Origin of the sequence: Spirosoma panaciterrae DSM 21099, from assembly GCF_000374025.1 — a bacterium.
Classification (GTDB): Bacteria; Bacteroidota; Bacteroidia; order Cytophagales; family Spirosomataceae; genus Spirosoma; species Spirosoma panaciterrae.
Genome location: NZ_KB893184.1, coordinates 388,184 through 405,892, shown reverse-complemented (window position 1 = coordinate 405,892; position 17,709 = coordinate 388,184). Strand labels below are relative to the sequence as shown.

16 protein-coding genes are annotated in these 17,709 nt (G+C 49.7%); 8 read left to right on the top strand and 8 right to left on the bottom strand.

Annotated features, from left to right (window positions below):
• On the top strand, nt 1-258 hold a 258-nt coding region (locus tag B153_RS38260; protein ID WP_026262203.1), incomplete at its 5' end, for a hypothetical protein.
• A 25-nt stretch (nt 259-283) separates the two neighbouring features.
• Here the strand turns inward: B153_RS38260 and B153_RS36690 are convergent.
• The 8 genes from B153_RS36690 to B153_RS0115905 all read right to left on the bottom strand — a co-directional run bounded on the left by B153_RS36690 (nt 284) and on the right by B153_RS0115905 (nt 8,357).
• A complete protein-coding gene (locus tag B153_RS36690; RefSeq protein WP_211221686.1) occupies nt 284-1,378 on the bottom strand; it encodes a hypothetical protein in 1,095 nt (364 codons plus the stop codon).
• A 38-nt stretch (nt 1,379-1,416) separates the two neighbouring features.
• On the bottom strand, nt 1,417-2,235 hold the full coding sequence (locus B153_RS0115935; protein WP_020597731.1) for a tetratricopeptide repeat protein: 819 nt from the start codon (nt 2,233-2,235) through the stop codon (nt 1,417-1,419).
• The gene (locus B153_RS0115930) at nt 2,232-3,374 is read right to left on the bottom strand and encodes a hypothetical protein (RefSeq protein ID WP_020597730.1); all 1,143 of its coding nucleotides are present in this window, start codon (nt 3,372-3,374) and stop codon (nt 2,232-2,234) included. The genes B153_RS0115935 and B153_RS0115930 overlap by 4 nt, the downstream gene beginning before the upstream one ends.
• A 24-nt stretch (nt 3,375-3,398) precedes the next feature.
• Nucleotides 3,399-4,373 carry an AAA family ATPase gene (locus B153_RS0115925; RefSeq protein WP_020597729.1) on the bottom strand — a complete coding sequence of 325 codons (975 nt, stop codon included), beginning with the start codon at nt 4,371-4,373 and terminating at the stop codon, nt 3,399-3,401.
• A gap of 95 nt (nt 4,374-4,468) precedes the next feature.
• Nucleotides 4,469-5,665 carry a DUF4350 domain-containing protein gene (locus B153_RS0115920; RefSeq protein WP_020597728.1) on the bottom strand — a complete coding sequence of 399 codons (1,197 nt, stop codon included), beginning with the start codon at nt 5,663-5,665 and terminating at the stop codon, nt 4,469-4,471.
• Between the two features lie 7 nt (nt 5,666-5,672).
• Nucleotides 5,673-6,503: a DUF4129 domain-containing protein gene (locus tag B153_RS35295; RefSeq protein WP_020597727.1), complete on the bottom strand. Its 831-nt coding sequence runs from the start codon at nt 6,501-6,503 to the stop codon at nt 5,673-5,675.
• Nucleotides 6,487-7,416: a hypothetical protein gene (locus B153_RS0115910; protein ID WP_020597726.1), complete on the bottom strand. Its 930-nt coding sequence runs from the start codon at nt 7,414-7,416 to the stop codon at nt 6,487-6,489. The genes B153_RS35295 and B153_RS0115910 overlap by 17 nt, the downstream gene beginning before the upstream one ends.
• A complete protein-coding gene (locus B153_RS0115905) occupies nt 7,413-8,357 on the bottom strand; it encodes a stage II sporulation protein M (RefSeq protein ID WP_020597725.1) in 945 nt (314 codons plus the stop codon). The genes B153_RS0115910 and B153_RS0115905 overlap by 4 nt, the downstream gene beginning before the upstream one ends.
• Before the next feature lie 158 nt (nt 8,358-8,515).
• Here B153_RS0115905 and B153_RS0115900 point away from each other — a divergent pair, with 158 nt between their 5' ends.
• The 7 genes from B153_RS0115900 to B153_RS0115870 all read left to right on the top strand — a co-directional run bounded on the left by B153_RS0115900 (nt 8,516) and on the right by B153_RS0115870 (nt 17,671).
• Nucleotides 8,516-9,211, top strand: coding sequence for an RDD family protein (locus tag B153_RS0115900; protein WP_020597724.1), 696 nt, complete (start codon nt 8,516-8,518; stop codon nt 9,209-9,211).
• A 53-nt stretch (nt 9,212-9,264) separates the two neighbouring features.
• Nucleotides 9,265-10,464 (top strand): M20 metallopeptidase family protein, encoded by a 1,200-nt coding sequence (locus B153_RS0115895; RefSeq protein WP_026262202.1) that lies wholly within the window; start codon nt 9,265-9,267, stop codon nt 10,462-10,464.
• 134 nt (nt 10,465-10,598) lie between these two features.
• Complete coding sequence (locus B153_RS0115890) at nt 10,599-11,237, top strand: gluconate 2-dehydrogenase subunit 3 family protein (protein WP_245564898.1); 639 nt, start codon at nt 10,599-10,601, stop codon at nt 11,235-11,237.
• Between the two features lie 105 nt (nt 11,238-11,342).
• A complete protein-coding gene (locus B153_RS0115885; protein WP_020597721.1) occupies nt 11,343-13,061 on the top strand; it encodes a GMC oxidoreductase in 1,719 nt (572 codons plus the stop codon).
• 144 nt (nt 13,062-13,205) lie between these two features.
• The gene (locus tag B153_RS0115880; RefSeq protein WP_026262201.1) at nt 13,206-13,715 is read left to right on the top strand and encodes a hypothetical protein; all 510 of its coding nucleotides are present in this window, start codon (nt 13,206-13,208) and stop codon (nt 13,713-13,715) included.
• 103 nt (nt 13,716-13,818) lie between these two features.
• On the top strand, nt 13,819-15,240 hold the full coding sequence (locus B153_RS0115875) for an ATP-binding cassette domain-containing protein (protein ID WP_020597719.1): 1,422 nt from the start codon (nt 13,819-13,821) through the stop codon (nt 15,238-15,240).
• 277 nt (nt 15,241-15,517) lie between these two features.
• Complete coding sequence (locus tag B153_RS0115870; protein WP_026262200.1) at nt 15,518-17,671, top strand: T9SS type B sorting domain-containing protein; 2,154 nt, start codon at nt 15,518-15,520, stop codon at nt 17,669-17,671.
• Nucleotides 17,672-17,709 lie beyond the last annotated feature (38 nt).

Genomic DNA, 17,709 nt, shown 5'->3' with positions numbered 1-17,709 from the left:
GGTTTGAGCCAGTGTCAGGCACGCAGTGATGAGAAGTTAGACTACCACTTGAACGCGACGCTTAGCACGGTAAATGTTGCTCGTTTGTTGCTGGCGGCTGATGCTTCATTACTGAAGTCGATGAACGCTTTGGTTCGACGGGAAACCAACCGTCGGGTGTGGAAACTGATATATAGCCAACTCAGTTCTGATGGCTTAGTTGATATAAATCGGCTGGATAGCCTGAATTGCCAATTTTGGCAGCGCAGGGCGGCTTAGACTTAACTATAAACTGCTCACAGTATTAAGTTATGATACCATCTTTTATCCGAAACGTAAGCAGACAATAGGTATCTGTTGGCATTTGATCTTCATTCTGTTTTCCAGGCTCCCAGTCTGTTAACTTATTCTGGCAGATCATAAGCAGTTGATCGGTAATGCGGGTATCAAACGATCGTTTCTGATAATTTTCATCCACTTCGAGTACATTAAACTGTCCAGCTTCACCTTTGCAATTGACAACAAATCGAAAGCGAATAAGCCCTGATTGGCCGGGTTGATAGATGGACTTATAGTTCCGATCCACAACCTGGCGAATATCATAAAGCCTTCCGCGCCTGTATGAGAAGTAGGGGTATAGCTTAAATAACGGCGACACAAACCGATTACACGTCTGAAATCCTGTCGATTGGCAGCTGTAATCATTAGCGAGTTTTGTTCCCCGTCTAAAAATCAGACGATCTGCACCGGACTTATCGCCCAGGCATTCCAGTGTGTCGGCTAGCAGCCGGACCACTTGCAACGGATACTGAAAATTCCCGTCACAACTTTCGGTGTTGCCTTTGATGACCAGAAAGGGCGATTGACTAATCTGAGCCAGTCGCCAACATTGTATGGACCGGCCACCTGTTTTTGTATTTTCTATACACGAAGAGCCATCCTGATGAAAATGATAAAGCAAGCTATCAGTCTTCCACTCATAACCAATTATGGTTTCTCTGACGCTAGCCGAATCGATAGCGATATCTGTCAATCGACGAAAAATAGTCGGATAAGCGCCGACCAAATACAGATTCTGCTTTTGAAATGACCATTGCTTTAACGCATATACATTCGTATCGAGTCGAACTTTCCCATTAGTTATGGACCAGGTTGAGACCCTGGATGGCGGATTCACATCGATCAAACGAAGGAGGAAGGTGCTGTCGGCCCCTAATTTCATACTAACTGGATAGGCACGGCTAACCTGTTCATCAAAATCAATTCGTATACCTATCCAGGTTCCAATAAGCTGTTCCCTCGTGAGCGGCTGAGCCTGAAGAAACGCGCAATTCAATACAAAGAAGACCTTCACTATGGCTGATATACGCCATATTCTTGGGGTAAAAGAGTTATTCATTTTCCCAATTGAGCATAAATCGAAGTGCTTTATAAGCCTTAACGATCCTTGATTTTAAGGCTCTGGATAGACTCATCAATCTCAGACTCATAAACAGGGTTAAAGTCATCTTCCTGATAGTCGCCGGTTCGTTCGGCACGGAGAGCCTTAAAGAAAAAAGACGCATCCTGAAAGGCGGTTCGGGATTCGGCCATCCGATTTAGTTGCAACAGTGCCCGACCACGGTGGTAATAGACGAGCGCACTACGATTAAAATTTTTACCCGCTTTTTCCAGATCAGCCAACGCCTTATCCGGTTGGCTGGTAGCGATATAGCTCACTGCCCGGCTCACAAAATGTTTGTAATTAACCCATTCGGCACCGTGCTTTTCGGCTAAAGGGTCAATGGCCCTCGAAAACTGCTCGATGGCTTTCTGATGCTCTCCCTGACTTCGGTAGGCCAGTCCACGCAGGTAACTAACGGGATTGTAGCCTATTATATCATCGAAATTGGGAGTCAAAGCATCGTACGCGTCAAAATGGGCCAACGCACGAGGGTAATCCCGAAGCTGCGCCAGATAAAGCTCACCAACAATGCCGTGTTCTTTTGGGTAAAGCGCAGTTGTTTTCTCGAGCCAGACCATTGCCTGCTCATAGTCGCCCCGCCAAACATAATTGAACGCCCGGAACCGATAATTCTGTGCACTAGCCGACAAGGTATCCAACCGAATTCGCTCCCGTCGTTCCCGGAAAAAGAACTGGGGCGGCACAGTCCGATTAGCGGCCAGTGTTGAAGAGAATGACTGAAGAAATCGTTCGCCATCCTGCGCCCAACCCGACAGTGGAATCAGCAGATAAACAAGCCACCGTCCGTTCATGGCAACAATTCAGTTATATGCCCATCTTTCATCCGAAACGTAAGCGATACCCAGAGATCCGATGGCCAGCCGTCAGGGTGTTCGGGCTCTCGCAACGACGCATCGGTTGACACATAATTCCGACAAATTGCCGTTAGTTGACTAGTTATCTGAGGAGCGAATGTTTTAGGACAGTAGTCTTCTCCGAAACTGGTTAACGTAATTGGTCCTTTTTCGCCTTCGCAGTTGACCACAAATTGAATCTGGATCAAACCTGTTTCACCGGGCCGTTGCACAGGCTGATACTGTTTAGTCACAAACTTAAGTACGTCGTATCGTTTCTGACCGTGCGTAAGTGAGCGTTCAAACCAGGTAGGCCGAAAACAATTGCCACAAGCCTGAAAACCACTCGGTCGGCAGGAATCGCCAGGTGCCAGATGCCTGACGAGTTGAAACCGTTCGTTGGTTAGGGCATATCCGTTCCAGCCAATTGCTTCGAGCTGGTTAGGTCGCACGGAGCTGAGTTGCCAAAGTGGCTTATACCCTCTGAACGGAGTGTACTGATTGCCTCGAATAATCACAAACACCGATTTGCCAAACCGGGCTAATCGCCAGAAATGCGCCGTCCGCTGTTTTGTTGTGCGATTTTCGAGGCTTACTTTTCCATTGGCATAAAACGCCATAATCAGACTATCCGATTGCCAGACGTGCCCATTTAGTTGCTGATAAGCGCGGAGCGAATCGACAGGTATGTCTGTAAACCGACGAAGCACCATTGGATAATTCTTCCCAATCCGCAACAAATCGTTCTGTATTGTGACTAGTTGTGAAGCAAAATGAACCGTATCGAATCGCACAACACGACCCTGGACAGCCCAACTCGACACCTGCTCCTGCGCCGACCCATCGATCATGCCCAGATAATAGGTGCTGTCGGCTTCCAGTCGAATGTAGTTTGGTAATGGACAGAAAAAATCAATATCCTGCTCGGTATGCACACCGATCCAGGTACCCACTAGCAGCTCGCGTGTGGGTGTCTGGGCCCAAAGAAGACGGGTGCGAAAAAAGACGATCGATGCATAAATACTAACCAGAAGGCAAGCCCTATATAACCGATACAGCCCGTAACGTTGCCAACCTGTTTGCCTGCCATTTTCCATTTTTCACGCTTCCTGTTTCAATTCCTATCGGGGCACCTCAACTTTCTGTACTAACTGAGCGACTACTTCATCGGCTGTACCACCTTCCATTTCGCGTTCGGGTGTGAGCAATATACGATGGCGTAATACGGGGGCAGCCAGCTCCTGAACATCTTCGGGCGTAATAAAATCGCGTCCACGCAAGGTAGCCAGCGCCTTTGCACTATTCAATAAGGCTACTGAAGCTCGGGGGGATGCGCCTAAATACAACGATTTGTTGGCACGGGTAGCCTGCACGATCTGCGCGATGTAATCGAACAGTTTGTCTTCAACATGCACCTGATGGACCTGGCTGCGCAACGTAGCCAACTGATCGGCAGTCAGTACCGCATTGACGGCATCGATAGCACTGGCCAGATTCCGGCGTTCGTGGTGCCCACGCAGAATATCAACCTCTTCACTAACGACCGGATAGCCCACGACAACTTTAAACAGAAAACGGTCGAGCTGAGCTTCAGGAAGCCGATAAGTTCCCTCCTGCTCTATGGGGTTTTGCGTAGCCAGCACCATAAATGGCTCCTCGAGCAAATATGTGGTACCATCATTGGTAACCTGTCGCTCCTCCATCACCTCAAACAAGGCCGCCTGGGTTTTAGCAGGTGCCCGGTTTATTTCGTCAATCAGAACCAGATTTGAGAAAATGGGCCCCTGCCGGAAGGTAAAATCGCCCGTTTTGGGAACAAACACCGATGTACCAAGTACATCGGATGGCATCAGGTCGGGCGTAAACTGAATCCGGCTAAACCCTACCGACATGGTCTTAGCCAGAAGTTTGGCCGTCAACGTTTTGGCCACGCCGGGTACGCCTTCAATCAATACGTGTCCATCGGCCAGCAGTGCTGTAAGCAGGAGGTCGACTGTCTGGTGTTGCCCAACAATCACTTTACTAACCTCAGCCCGAATGGCATCAACGGCTGTTTTAAGCGGAGTCAGGTCTAAGCGGGAATCGAATGTGTCCATAGGATGTCTGAACCGGGATTTATGTGATTCAACTGACCGACCCTGATTGGCTTACAAAGAAAGCTTTATTACAAAATCAAAGTCGGTCAGTTGAATCAGCTAAATCCCGGTTCTGATTGTTTAAATTTTTCTATTGCCTGATTCAGCGTCAGTAAATCGAACTCTGAGAGTGAAATGCTCTTTTGTGCATTCCGCAAAAGCATTACCAACTCCGACGTTTCGACCAGTGGTACGCCACTTTTCCGGGCAAGCGTTTCGGTAAAATCCTTATCTAAAACCGTTGTATTGAGCCCATATCGCTCGCGAATATCCGCCAGAAAGTACTGAATTTTCTTGCGGGCAAGATTATCATGGTCCCCCTGCTGAAAATACATACGCCCAACGGTCTTCACAAAATCGAGCGACGTATTTTTTGGACTTTCGACTACCGGGATGATTCGTTGTGTGCGTTTGCCTGCCAAAATGGCATAGAACAATAAGCCAATCAGCACAAGGTAATACGCCCAATTCAAGGCTGGTTGTAAGCGAATGTACCGAAAAATTGACTGCTGATCCTCGCTAAAACGGCCCTGTTTCTCGTACTCGTCCCAATAGGTTTGTTGCGCAGGCAAATACGAAAGTGCCTTAAACGCATAATCGGAGGTCTTTGGGTCAAGTACATAATAATTGGTGAAGGCAAGAGGCAGATTATGAATAAAAAACTGGCCTTTCCCATACGTCACCCGCACAAAGACAGGCTCTTTACGGGCATTTCGCCCTAATACGGTTATGTTTTTCGGCTTTCTGATATCCAGAAAATTGCGCCCATCATCGTGAAAAAAATTATACCCACCTGCTTTTCGTAGTTGCGGATTAACGAGGTTCTGTCGGAGCGTTGTATCGGCTTCATTCTGCTCTTTCAGATCGGCCTTAAAACCCAGTGTCTCGCCCAGCGATTCAGGAATCGTATAAGCCGATACAAAGACGGTATTACCCTTCTTTACATAATCAAGTAATCGCAGTTGCTCGATACTGTCGGCCCGAAACTCCTGACAGATAAATACGTAGTTGCTCTGCCCAGAAAATTTAGTTTCGCCCAGAAAATTATAAATGGGCAAGCGTACCGTTTGCAAAGACGACTGTGGCAGTGCATCGGGCAGCAGTTCAAACAAGGCTTGCGTACCGAATGGTATTTTGTCGTCATTCTGGTACGTTGGCGACCAATCAATCGGTTTTGGACGATAATACTCAAAGAGCATATACGCCACCACCGTAATCAGCAAAATCAGCAGGTATTTATTCGGTTTTCGCAACGTGTGGTTAGGGTATAGACTGGATGGCTTTAGCCAATGGTGCCTGATTGAACTGTCGAAACTGATTTTGTATAGCCTGAAACCGCTGCTCGTCGACCGGGAAGTCGCCATACCAGACAAATTCAAATTGCTGCGTCAGGATTTCAAACTCCGGTTGTAATGGTGAATTAACCAGCTCGGCAACATACTGCCGATTGGTTTTATCGGGCTTATAGTGCACACGCCCTGCATCGGTCAAATGTTTTAGGGTTTGGAGGTAAAGCAACCGAACCGCCAGCCGGAAATTTCGGGAAGCCACGGCTTCTTCAATAGCTGTTTTGAAGTCAAGCTCATGGATATTTTCCGCCAGATTTTCATAATCCAGCGCGCTCGACTGAGCCTTTTTCGGGAACAGAAAACCCAGCACTTCAGCTTTCATGAGCAGATAAATCACAAAACAGGCAATAATCGCCAGAATCACATACTGCCAGATATTCTGATACGCCTTGCTGGATAGAAACTGGGCCAGCTTTCGGAACAGCCAGCTAAAGAAACGGGCAATCGGGTTTTCGGGGGGGGGCGCATCGTTGCCGTACTGATAGTCATGATCGGTTTGCAGATCGCGCAGGTGATCGGTTTCCGGGTATCGTACACGTATGGGCGAACGGTCGTCGCGGGCAGCCACATGGGCCGATCCCGATACGGGTTTTTGCTGTCCCAATGCACTCCCTGGATTACCGATCAGCCCAAAAAAAATGAAACTCCCAAAAGTCAATAAACGACATACCCGCCGAATGGACCGAGCGGCCGAAAAGCGAGAACTGAAACCTGATAACCAACAATCAATACGTTCCTTCATCCGATGCGCGAGGCTGGGTTGGGCTGGTGCCAATCGAATCAATAGCCGACAGTAATCCACGGCCTTCCTGACGTTCTACCAGATTAGTATACTGAAAACCAATGGCTACATAAATCAAGGTGCGAAGTAGAGTGCCGCCCACAGTAGCTATAACGTTCCCTAATATAAGCCAGAAACTAGCCACATTAGGCAGCAACTTCAACCCTGTCAGAACCCCAATAATCCCTGCGGGAACGGAAAACACCATTCCAACAATGGCTGAAATAATGCCCATCACAACGATCAATCCGAACGTCGACCACCACTTATCCCGAATCAAGGTAAAGCATCGGTTCCAGGTCTGGCTAAAATCAGTCTCCTCAAAAGTAGTAACGACCAGCCCTAATGACAGAACAATACCTACATATATACCTGGAATGGCAAAAAACATAGCCGCGACAAACGTAATAATCGCACTCAGGACACTGATCAGAACACCCCGGCCAATCAGGGGCTGCATTTCTTCCCATACGTCTGTAACGCTGATATCAATTGCCCCGGTAAAGCTCGTGGGTACATTGAGTTGCGTTTTACGGGCGTATACTTTCATATGGGCGTAGGTAGCCAGACTAACCGCCAGAATAGCGAGCAGGCTAAACAGCATCGTAATCCAGAACGCCGGAGAGAAAATACTTAGTGCCAAGGCATAACCAGCCGCAAAAGGAGCACTAGAATCCCTACCAGCATCTTCTGTCATTTTGCCAAGATCAAATATATTCGACTGCATCACCCCCGATGCAATACCCGCCACCAAAGCAACTGGCCCGACAATATACAGCAAGGCCAACCCCAGACTGCGAAAGTTCTGGGTGATGTATTGAAAGGTCGCGTTGATTTTATTGCCAAAATCACGTTGTTGAAAAAGCTGAATCATGGTTGCAGTTTACGGTTTAGGTGAATCGGGTAATACACAAAGTACCAGCCAATGAAAGTAGCCGAAATAAGAATGATGCCACCACTAACTACCGGAGGCAGGGTCATACGGGTAATAAAACTTTCGAGAAAGCCAGCCGTGATAAAAATAGGAACCAGTCCGATCGCGATTTTAAGTCCCTGCTTGACACCTCGCTTAAACGATTCCAGCCGCGTATAGGTACCCGGAAACAACAGGCTGTTGCCTACCGTCAGACCCGCACACCCCGCAATAACGATAGCCGAAATTTCGAGTGTACCGTGAATCCAGATTTTCAGAAGCGAGTCGATTAGAAGGCCCCGTTCGTAGAAGAAATACTGAAATGACCCCAGCATGACCCCGTTATAAAACAACATAGCGATGGTGCCAACCGAGGCAAACAACCCAAAGATGAATGTACGGAATGCCACAAAAATGTTGTTCATGGTAATCTGTACAAACATGGTGGCCTGGTCGCTGCTGTTATAAACCCCCAGCGGGTCTCCTTTTTTGATGTTTTCGAGGGTCATGTTTACATAGCCATCCCCCAGAATGAGCCGCACAAACGTATTGTCGTGAGCCGCCGAAACCCAGCCCAACACACAGGCAACCAGAAAGATTGCAGCCGCCAGCGCCAGCATTCGGTGCGACTGCCGAAACAAAAGAGGAAGCTCATATTGCCAGAACAGCCGGAAGCGTCCCCGATCATCCCGCCGATTCTGCATTAAACCCCGGTGCATCTGTCCGGCCAGACCATTGAGATAGCGCGTTACATTCGCGTTCGGGTAGAAGGTTCGGGCGTACGACAGATCATCCGTCAGTTCCACAAAGCGGTCTGTCAACTCATCCGGATCGCGGGTCGGATTCTGCTCAATGTCGCGCCACTTATCGGAGTTGCGTTTAACGAAAAGGGCTTCACGCATAGGAAGTCGTCGGTCTAGAGTCGTCGGTCGGCTGTGAAGGGTTAAATTAGTGAAGTTCCCAATGGCGACCAAGTTGGGCATTCGTTTTCTATAAAAAACTTTTGCCGAAACCGTCGTAACTTACGACTTTTGACTGACGACTTATTCATTTTCCCTGCATGGCTGTTGCGATTCGCACCTCCCAAAACGTTCTTCTGGAATACGAACCGGCCAGCATTGGTGAGCGCATTCTGGCCGCGCTTATGGATTATCTGGTGATTTTTGGCTGGCTTATTCTTACCCTGTTTCTGCCCACTTCGCTCGGCTATCAGATCAATAGCTTTTACAGTCTTTTTATTGCCCTACCCGCCATTTTTTACGACCTGCTCTGCGAGTCGCTGCTCAATGGGCGAAGCATCGGCAAGCTGGCCATGCGCATCCGGGTAGTTATGCTCGACGGATCACCGCCCGGCATTGGCGCCTATCTGATTCGGTGGTTGTTCCGAATTATTGAGTCGGGGGCCTTTTTAGGGGGCATTGTCCCCGTTATTACCATAGCCGCCAACGGCAAAGGACAACGCCTTGGCGACATCGCTGCCGGAACCACCGTTGTTCGGCTGAAACCGGCTGTTACACTGGACGATGTCGTTATTAAACCGTTTACAGATAATTACTTTGTTCAGTATCCCGACGTTCGGCTGCTTTCCGATCATGATATCCGCATTATCCGTAATGTAGTCCAGCAGGGTGATGAACCCCTTTTCCAGCGCACTGCCGATAAGATCAAAGAAGTGACCGGAATTCGTAGTGATTTAGGAAACCGGGAGTTTCTGCTTACCGTTATCAATGATTACCAGTTTATTACAACTCAGTAACGCGGCAGTAAAGCCGCAATTGTTTCATGAACGGCTCTTCGGCCGCGTTACCTATGCTTGATTCAATTAAATCGCTCGCCCGTCAATACGCGGCTGACATCACTCAGAACCGCCGATATTTACATGCTCATCCCGAACTCTCGTTTCAGGAGCGCAATACCGCCCGTTTTGTAGCCGACCAGTTGAAAGCCATCGGGATAACTCCGCAGGAAGGCATTGCCGATACGGGGCTCGTTGCCCTGATCGAAGGCACCAAAGGGTCGTCGGGCACAGCAAGGGTTGTTGGCTTACGAGCCGATATGGATGCTTTGCCTATCCACGAAGCCAATGATGTTCCTTACAAATCGACCGTCGATGGTGTAATGCATGCTTGTGGTCATGATGTGCATACCGCCAGCCTATTGGGTGTAGCGCGTATCCTGCATGTGCTGCGCGACCAGTTCGCAGGAACAGTCAAACTGGTTTTTCAACCCGGTGAAGAGAAAGCCCCCGGTGGCGCTTCACTCATGATTAAAGAAGGCGTACTCGAAAACCCAGCGCCCATTAGTATGATTGGGCAACACGTGGCACCTAACATTCCGGTGGGCAAAATCGGTTTCCGCGAAGGTATGTACATGGCCAGCACCGACGAATTGTACCTGACCGTTCGGGGCAAAGGAGGCCATGCCGCCATGCCCGACAACCTGATCGACCCCGTATTGATTGCATCGCATATTATTGTGGCTTTGCAACAGGTCATCAGCCGCAATCGGCCACCGGCCAGCCCCTCCGTATTATCCTTTGGCCGATTCATTGCCGATGGGGTTACAAATGTGATTCCCAACGAAGTAACCATTCAGGGTACGTTCCGCTGTATGAATGAAGAATGGCGGGCCGAAGGCAAACGACGCATGGTGAAACTGGCCCAGGGTATTGCCGAAGCCATGGGGGGCTCCTGCGAATTTGAGATCGTTCATGGCTATCCTTACCTGAAAAACCATCCTGAACTGACCCGTCGTGTACGAGCCGAAGCCGTGACCTATATGGGTGCCGACAATATTGTTGATCTGGATTTGTGGATGGCTGGCGAGGATTTTGCATTTTACTCGCAGGTGGTCGATTCGTGCTTTTATCGGCTTGGCACCCGCAACGAAGCCCGTGGCATCATTTCCGGAGTACATACACCTACCTTCGATATCGACGAAGCGGCCTTGGAAACCGGGGCGGGGCTTATGAGCTGGCTAGCCGTTCAGGAATTGGCCATGGGAGCCTAACACGAATTTATTTTTGCTCATACGATGAATGCTCCGAATAAAGAGTATCTCTGAATAGCACAAACGATTCCTTGATTGTTATACATTTGTAATTCCTTAATACGTTCTACCTGAAAGTCTAATTGCTATAACCTATGAACAGAAGAGATGCCCTCATGCGAGTGGCTGTGCTGGCCGGTGCAACCATGTCGTTGCCAGCACTCGCCGATACGCTTGAAGCCTCAGCCACTCGACGCGCCCTCACCGGCAAACCTGTCTTCTTTACGGCCGATCAGGACGCTACCGTTGCTGAACTGGCCGATACCATTATCCCGACAACCAAGACCCCGGGTGCCAAAGCGGCTAAGGTCAACGAAGTTATCGACGTTATTCTGAAGGACTGCTATAAACCCGACGATCAGCAACGCTTTGTCGAAGGGTTGGCTCAAACCAATAAGTGGAGCCAGGAAGCCTACGGGAAAGCGTTTGTACAGCTCGATCCGGCCCAGCGAATCGAAATCGTAAAAAAACTCGAAGCTGACGATAAGGCTCAGCGCGCACAAATGGCCCCAGCCAAATCGGTTGCCAAGGTCGAAAACTCTCAGGCTGACCTCCAGATGCCTACTGCCAAAAAACGGTACACGCCTTTCTATTCGATTCTGAAAGATTTGACGCTTACGGGCTATTTTACTTCTGAAATCGGCTGCACACAAGCACTTGAGTATGTACCTGTTCCGGGCCGTTACGATGGCTGTATCACACTCAAACCGGGCCAAAAGGCGTGGGCGATCTAATTCTAGTATGTAGGAGCGAAAAGTGAGGAGTGAGAATCCATCCGCAATCCGTTTGCGCTGGCATTCTCACTCTTCGCTCCTCACTCCTCACTCCTTAACAAAGACATGAACCTCAATATAGACGCAAAAAAAGATATGACCTACGACGCAATCGTTGTAGGATCAGGCATTTCGGGGGGCTGGGCCTCTAAAGAGTTAACTCGGTTGGGATTAAAAGTACTTATGCTGGAACGGGGCCGCGATGTAAAACACATTGAAGGCTATCCAACGGCGATGAACAACCCCTGGGATTTCCCTCACCGGGGCCGCATCACCACCCTGGCCGCTGAGGAATATTGGGCGAATATGCGGACTGGCTACACAGCCAATGAAGAATGGCGGCACTTTTTCGAAAATGATAAAGAAAATCCCTACCTCGAAAAACGGAAAGTTGACTGGATTCGGGGTTACCACGTCGGTGGTCGTTCGCTGATGTGGGGTCGCCAGAGTTACCGCTGGAACAAAGAGGACTTTATGGCCAATGGCAAAGAAGGTATTGGTGTCGACTGGCCCATCCGGTACGAAGACCTGGCTCCCTGGTACACTCAGGTCGAAACCTTTATCGGCGTTTCGGGCAATAAAGATGGTATTGACGTACTGCCAGATGGCAACTTCCTGCCCCCTATGCAGCTCAATTGCCTCGAACGGGAAGCCAAAAAACGAATCGAAAAAGCGTTCCCCAAACGACTCGTTACCATTGGTCGTACCGCCCACCTGACCCAGCCCCAGAAATGGCATACGGATCTGGGCCGTGCTGCCTGTCAGTTCCGTAATCAGTGTATGCGCGGATGCCCGTACGGGGCTTACTTCAGCACCCAGGCTGCTACCTTACCGGCCGCCATGAAAACCGGCCGATTGACGCTTCGCCCCGATTCAATTGTGTCGGAGGTATTGTATGACGAGAAAAAAGGAAAAGCAACGGGCGTTCGGGTCATTGATCAGAACACCAAAGAGGTTCGCGAATATTATGCCCGGATCATCTTCCTCAATGCGTCGGCCTTTGCCAGTACATCAATTCTGATGAACTCCAAGTCGCATCGGTTCCCAAATGGGATGGGTAATGATTCCGATCAGCTTGGCCGCAACATTATGGACCACCACCTGGCAGCTGGTGCGGCTGGTAGCTTCGACGGCATGGAAGACCAATATTATTTCGGGCGTCGGGCCAATGGGGTGTATATTCCTCGGTACCGCAACTGGAATGGCGATAAGCGCGATTACGTCCGTGGCTTTGGGTATCAGGGCGGTGCCGGTCGTGGTGGCTGGGGCCGTGGAAACGGGATGGAAGGTTTCGGGGCCGACTTTAAGGAAAGCCTGACCAAACCAGGTCCCTGGACCATGAGCCTGGGTGGCTTTGGCGAAATGATTGCCGACCCTAACAACCGCATGACCCTTTCGCCCGATCAGAAAGATAAGTGGGGATTACCCCTGATCGTTTTCGATGCAGCGTATGGCGAAAACGAAAAGAAAATGCGGATCGATATGATGAACGACGCAGCCGAAATGCTGGAAGCGGCTGGTTTCAAAAACGTGACGCCTTACAACGACACGACTAAAAATCCAGGCATCGGTATCCATGAAATGGGCACCGCCCGTATGGGCCGCGATCCTAAAACGTCGGTTCTGAATGCGCATAACCAGATTCACGCGGTCAAAAACGTATTCAATACCGATGGGGCCTGTATGACCTCGGCCTCCTGCGTGAATCCTTCGTTAACCTATATGGCGCTGACCGCCCGTGCTGCTGACTTTGCCGTGAAGGAAATGAAGAAAGGAAATCTGTAATACTTTTTTTTCCATTCAGAGGCAGGGAGAGCGAATCTTCCTGCCTTTTTTCATGAAGAAACGTACATTTTTAATTAAAATTTAAAACAACCCGCCATTAGTATAGTTATACCATAGAATATCAAGCAATAATAGAACTCAACGATGAAAAAAGGAATGATAATGGGATGTATGCTGGTAGCTGGTATCGCCCTAAGTGCAAGCGCACAATCGACAAATACGACGACGAACTCGAACGCGGGTACGACCGGAACAACACCAACCACCGGAACCCGGACCAATTCGGGCACGTACCAATCGCAGCCTCCAACCGGAACTACCAATTCGACCAATCCGGCAACCAACACGAATATGAGTACGTACCCAACCCAGCCTACGACTCCGACTACGGTGAATCCGCAGCCTACAACGGGTACCTACCAGACGCAACCCCAAACGGGTATCAACACCCCTACAACAACTGGGAACGGCACTACGTATAGCACAGGAAGCGGGGCTACAAATACAGGCACCACAACCACGACTGACCCACAAAGCACGATGGGTACGACCGATCGGTTAAATAATGGCACAACGGTTAATGGCACAAGCCGTACACGCAGTGGTACGACGACAACACCATCAACTACGCGCCCCCGATCAATGACCAACTAGACCACAAAGTCTGTTTCAGTAGCATCAATTATCGACTCCGTTCGGTAATCGATGATCGAAATACAATGAAGTAGGTAACTTTGCAAAGTTGCCTACTTTTTTTATGCCCCTTCCTACTGAATTAATTACGCTGAACGCCCTTACTATCCGTCGAAGCGGACAACCTGTTTTAACCGATCTAGCCTTTACCCTCCGTTCGGGCGAATGCTGGGCGATTGTCGGACCAACGGGCAGTGGTAAGACCAGCTTTCTACAAACGCTTGCCGGGCAATTTCACGCCCCACCAGGCGCACTCGTGCGTAAGGCTCGTACAGAATTCGTGTCATTCAAAGAAGAATCCAGCCGCTTTTCGTACAGCAGTTATTTTTACCAGCAACGCTATCAGGCTACCATGAGTGATGAAGGCACCGATGGCAGCTATACATCTACCCCAACCTTACGCGACTTTTTGCAACTGACCGACTCGAATGAATCAGCAGCCCTGGTCGAACGGTTGGGTTTATCTCCATTACTCGATCGCTCGTTCATTAAGTTATCCAACGGGCAAACCCGTAAAGCTCGTATTGGTAAAGCCCTGCTAAAACAACCGTCCGTGCTGTTGCTTGATAGCCCGTTTGTCGGTCTCGACGCCATTTTCCGCGCTGAACTTACCGATTGGCTTGGTGAGCTTATTCACCACGGGCTAACCCTGGTTCTGGTCAAAGAGCCGACTGACATTCCCGCCTTCGTGACACATGTGGCTGTACTGGAGAAAGGGCGAATGGTGTGGTCTGGTCCCAAAGAAGCCTATACCTATAGCCCGCCGGACCCTCCGTCGGTGGTCCCTCCTGCATTGCAGACCCCTCCTCCAAAATCAGACTTCGATGAAGCGTTTCGGCTTAGTGATGTAACCGTCCGTTATGGCGATACCATCATCCTGAATGCTCTTAACTGGGCCGTTCGGACAGACGAACGATGGGCCTTGTTTGGTCGGAATGGCGCGGGTAAATCCGTATTACTCAGCTTACTTTATGGCGACCACCCACAGGCGTATTCGAATGATGTACGGGTTTTTGGGCATCGACGCGGGAAGTCTGGAGAAAGTATCTGGGATGTAAAACGTCGTATTGGCTTTATTTCTCCCGAACTACATCTTTACTTTCCCCAAAGGCTGACCGCCCGCCAGGTAGCGCTCACTGGCCTGACCGACACGCTTACTCCACCCAGTCAGCTATCACCTGCTTCGGAATCGGATTTATCGACATTATTTGATTATTTCGGACTCACCCCGCTGCTAAATCGGACATTTGGCACCCTATCGGCCGGTGAGCAGCGATTGATCTTATTGATTCGGGCATTTATAAAAAATGCCCCTGTCTTACTTCTGGACGAACCCTTTCAGGCCATCGACGACAACCACGTTCAGTTGGCAAGGCAGTTGATCGACAGCTTCACCCATAAAACGATTCTGTTCGTTACCCACGATCAATCCGAGTTACCAGGCAGTATACATCAAATCTTTTCTATCAGTGTTACCACTTCCTAAGAAGCAAATAAATCCTTTTAACGGTTTTAGGTATACATATAATTAAACTGTTAACCGAAGCTAATCGTAACGGTCGGGTTTTGTAAACTAAAAGCCCTTTATGTTGGCATGGTTTATGAGGCCTAACGCGGCTATTTCCTACAGCCTTCCGAACTGACCATTCACTCACAAAATGGGCGAGGGAATCTGACAAATGCCTCAATCAACCGGGCGCATTGGCCGAAAAAAGGGGCTTGGCATGAAATTCGTCCTATATTCTGTCAAGCAACGTATATTGATGAGGAAACGACTACTGTATATTTTTATCGAAAGGTATGGGTGGCTATTCGTCTGGCTGATTTCATGGTCAGGCGTTAAGGCCACGTCTAACACCTACACCCCGGCCGATACCTGTCAGCACCCTGAGCCTCCCATCATCACAGGCTCGGCCAAAGCGATTTGCCGCAACGAACTTGTTTCTCTGACAGCCACCGGATGCGCAGGCACCGTCGTCTGGTCGAACGGGGATACAGGTTCCACCATTACCGTAAAACCGCAGCAGACAACGAAATATACCGCTATTTGCCGATCAAAACCAGGGTGCATCAGTTGCTTTGCCGATGTCTGGAAAATTACCGTCAACACACCCGAAGCGCCTACCGTAACAGCCTCATCAAAGCTTGTTTGCCCAGGGCAAACCGTCACAGTAACGGCAGCCAATTGTGCCGGAACCGTTCACTGGATTGACCAGAACGGAACGGAACAAACGACAGGTAAAACCTGGACAACAACCTTACAGACAACAGCCGTTTTCAGAGCCACCTGCGAACAAAACAATTGTACGAGCAACCCATCCATTCCTCGTGCGGTAGAGGTAGCCGTACCCCAGTCGCCCATTGTCTCTGCCGATAAACGTGACGTCTGCGTTGGCCAGCCTATCCGTCTGACGGCTTCGGGCTGCCTCGGCATCGTTCGCTGGACCGATGGAGCCGAGGGAATAACCCGGACCGTAACGCCTTATTCTTCAATCGACTATCGGGCCATCTGTCAGATTGGTTCCTGCCAGAGCGATAGTTCGCAGGCGGTTTCTATAAACGTTCGTTCGGCCAACAGCCCCCTCAATCTGCAAACCAATCTAACAAACAACTGCCCCTTTCAGACGGTTGACCTTTCGAAAGCAATTCGGAACAATGACGCTTCGATACAGCGGTATGAGTTTCGGTCCGAAGCTTCGTTGCTTGCTCCAGTGGTGCAATCGCCGGGAGCTGTTCTGGCAGGTACGTACTACATAGTTGGCCGAACAGTCGATGGCTGTTATACCAATCCGGTAGCTGTCCAGGTGGCCATCCAGTCCTGCCAGAATGCGATTCCGCCTTGTCTGAGCAACCCGGCTTTCGTAGCCATCCGACTCGATTCACTCGACCAGAACAAAGGCGTGGTTCGTTTAACGGCACAGCTAGGTGGTTCGGCCACCAAACCTTCCTGGCAAAGTGATGGTGGAGGCTTATTTACCAGTTCCGACATCATTGCCCGGTATCTATTCTCCGAAGTCGATCGTCAACGGGGAGCTACTTTGTTTACAGTATCGGTAGCCGACCCGGATGGCGATGGCCCTTGTGTGGGCGCATCGGCTCAGAAGCTGGTAACCGCACCTTCACGCGAAATTGTGGGGCTTAGTAAAAAAGTAGCTGAACCGATCTGGGTAACTGAGGGACAAAAGCGCCTGGTCGAATTAACCTATCAGTTCACGATTGCGAACCTGGGGAAGCAAGCCTTAAAAGACATACAGCTAGCCGACGATCTGGATGCAGCGTTTTCGGGTGCAGGTGCCCAGATACGCTCAGTTAGTGTCCGTGTCGATAGCAGCCTGATTGCCAATAAGAAATATACCGGACAAGGGGCCGATACGACTCTACTGTCAGGAGGACAAGTAGTGGCGGGCGAACAGGCCCATTCCTGGTTGACGGTCAGGCTGGATGTGAGTCAGGCTACTACCTTAACGTTCACGAACAAGGCCATGGTCCAGGCAGTTGATGCAACGGGCAATATCTGCCGCGATCAGTCGACGAATGGCCTTGACACCGACCCAGACCGAAATGGCAACCCTGCCGATAACGATGAGCCAACCGTAATCACCCTGCATTCGTTGCAGGGCGAAGAATATTCGAATGTGTTCATTCCGGAGGGTTTTTCGCCCAACGGCGACGGTGTAAACGATCGGTTTGTGATTCAGAATGTTCCTACCGGCATCACCGTACAGGTAGAGATTTACAATCGCTGGGGCCATCTGGTTTATCAGAATATGAATTATAAGAATGACTGGGACGGCACATCCAACCAGGGAATCAAAACAGCGGATAGTCGGCAGGGGTTACCAGATGGTACCTACTATTACCAGATTCGGCTCAGCGACGGACGTGAATTTGTTCGATTCCTGACCTTAGTAAGATAACTTTTGTAGCAATGATTTTTGGCCAATTTCGTTTGTCG

Bases quoted from the DNA above. Each gene is read 5' to 3' on its own strand.
- B153_RS0115910 (WP_020597726.1), bottom strand. From the start codon at position 7,416: ATGATTCAGCTTTTTCAACAACGTGATTTTGGCAATAAAATCAACGCG.
- B153_RS0115925 (WP_020597729.1), bottom strand. From the start codon at position 4,373: ATGGACACATTCGATTCCCGCTTAGACCTGACTCCGCTTAAAACAGCC.
- B153_RS0115885 (WP_020597721.1), top strand. From the start codon at position 11,343: ATGAACCTCAATATAGACGCAAAAAAAGATATGACCTACGACGCAATC.
- B153_RS0115895 (WP_026262202.1), top strand. From the start codon at position 9,265: ATGCTTGATTCAATTAAATCGCTCGCCCGTCAATACGCGGCTGACATC.
- B153_RS0115905 (WP_020597725.1), bottom strand. From the start codon at position 8,357: ATGCGTGAAGCCCTTTTCGTTAAACGCAACTCCGATAAGTGGCGCGAC.
- B153_RS35295 (WP_020597727.1), bottom strand. From the start codon at position 6,503: ATGAAGGAACGTATTGATTGTTGGTTATCAGGTTTCAGTTCTCGCTTT.
- B153_RS0115875 (WP_020597719.1), top strand. From the start codon at position 13,819: ATGCCCCTTCCTACTGAATTAATTACGCTGAACGCCCTTACTATCCGT.
- B153_RS0115880 (WP_026262201.1), top strand. From the start codon at position 13,206: ATGAAAAAAGGAATGATAATGGGATGTATGCTGGTAGCTGGTATCGCC.
- B153_RS0115900 (WP_020597724.1), top strand. From the start codon at position 8,516: ATGGCTGTTGCGATTCGCACCTCCCAAAACGTTCTTCTGGAATACGAA.
- B153_RS0115890 (WP_245564898.1), top strand. From the start codon at position 10,599: ATGAACAGAAGAGATGCCCTCATGCGAGTGGCTGTGCTGGCCGGTGCA.
- B153_RS0115870 (WP_026262200.1), top strand. From the start codon at position 15,518: ATGAGGAAACGACTACTGTATATTTTTATCGAAAGGTATGGGTGGCTA.
- B153_RS0115935 (WP_020597731.1), bottom strand. From the start codon at position 2,235: ATGAACGGACGGTGGCTTGTTTATCTGCTGATTCCACTGTCGGGTTGG.
- B153_RS0115930 (WP_020597730.1), bottom strand. From the start codon at position 3,374: ATGGAAAATGGCAGGCAAACAGGTTGGCAACGTTACGGGCTGTATCGG.
- B153_RS36690 (WP_211221686.1), bottom strand. From the start codon at position 1,378: ATGAATAACTCTTTTACCCCAAGAATATGGCGTATATCAGCCATAGTG.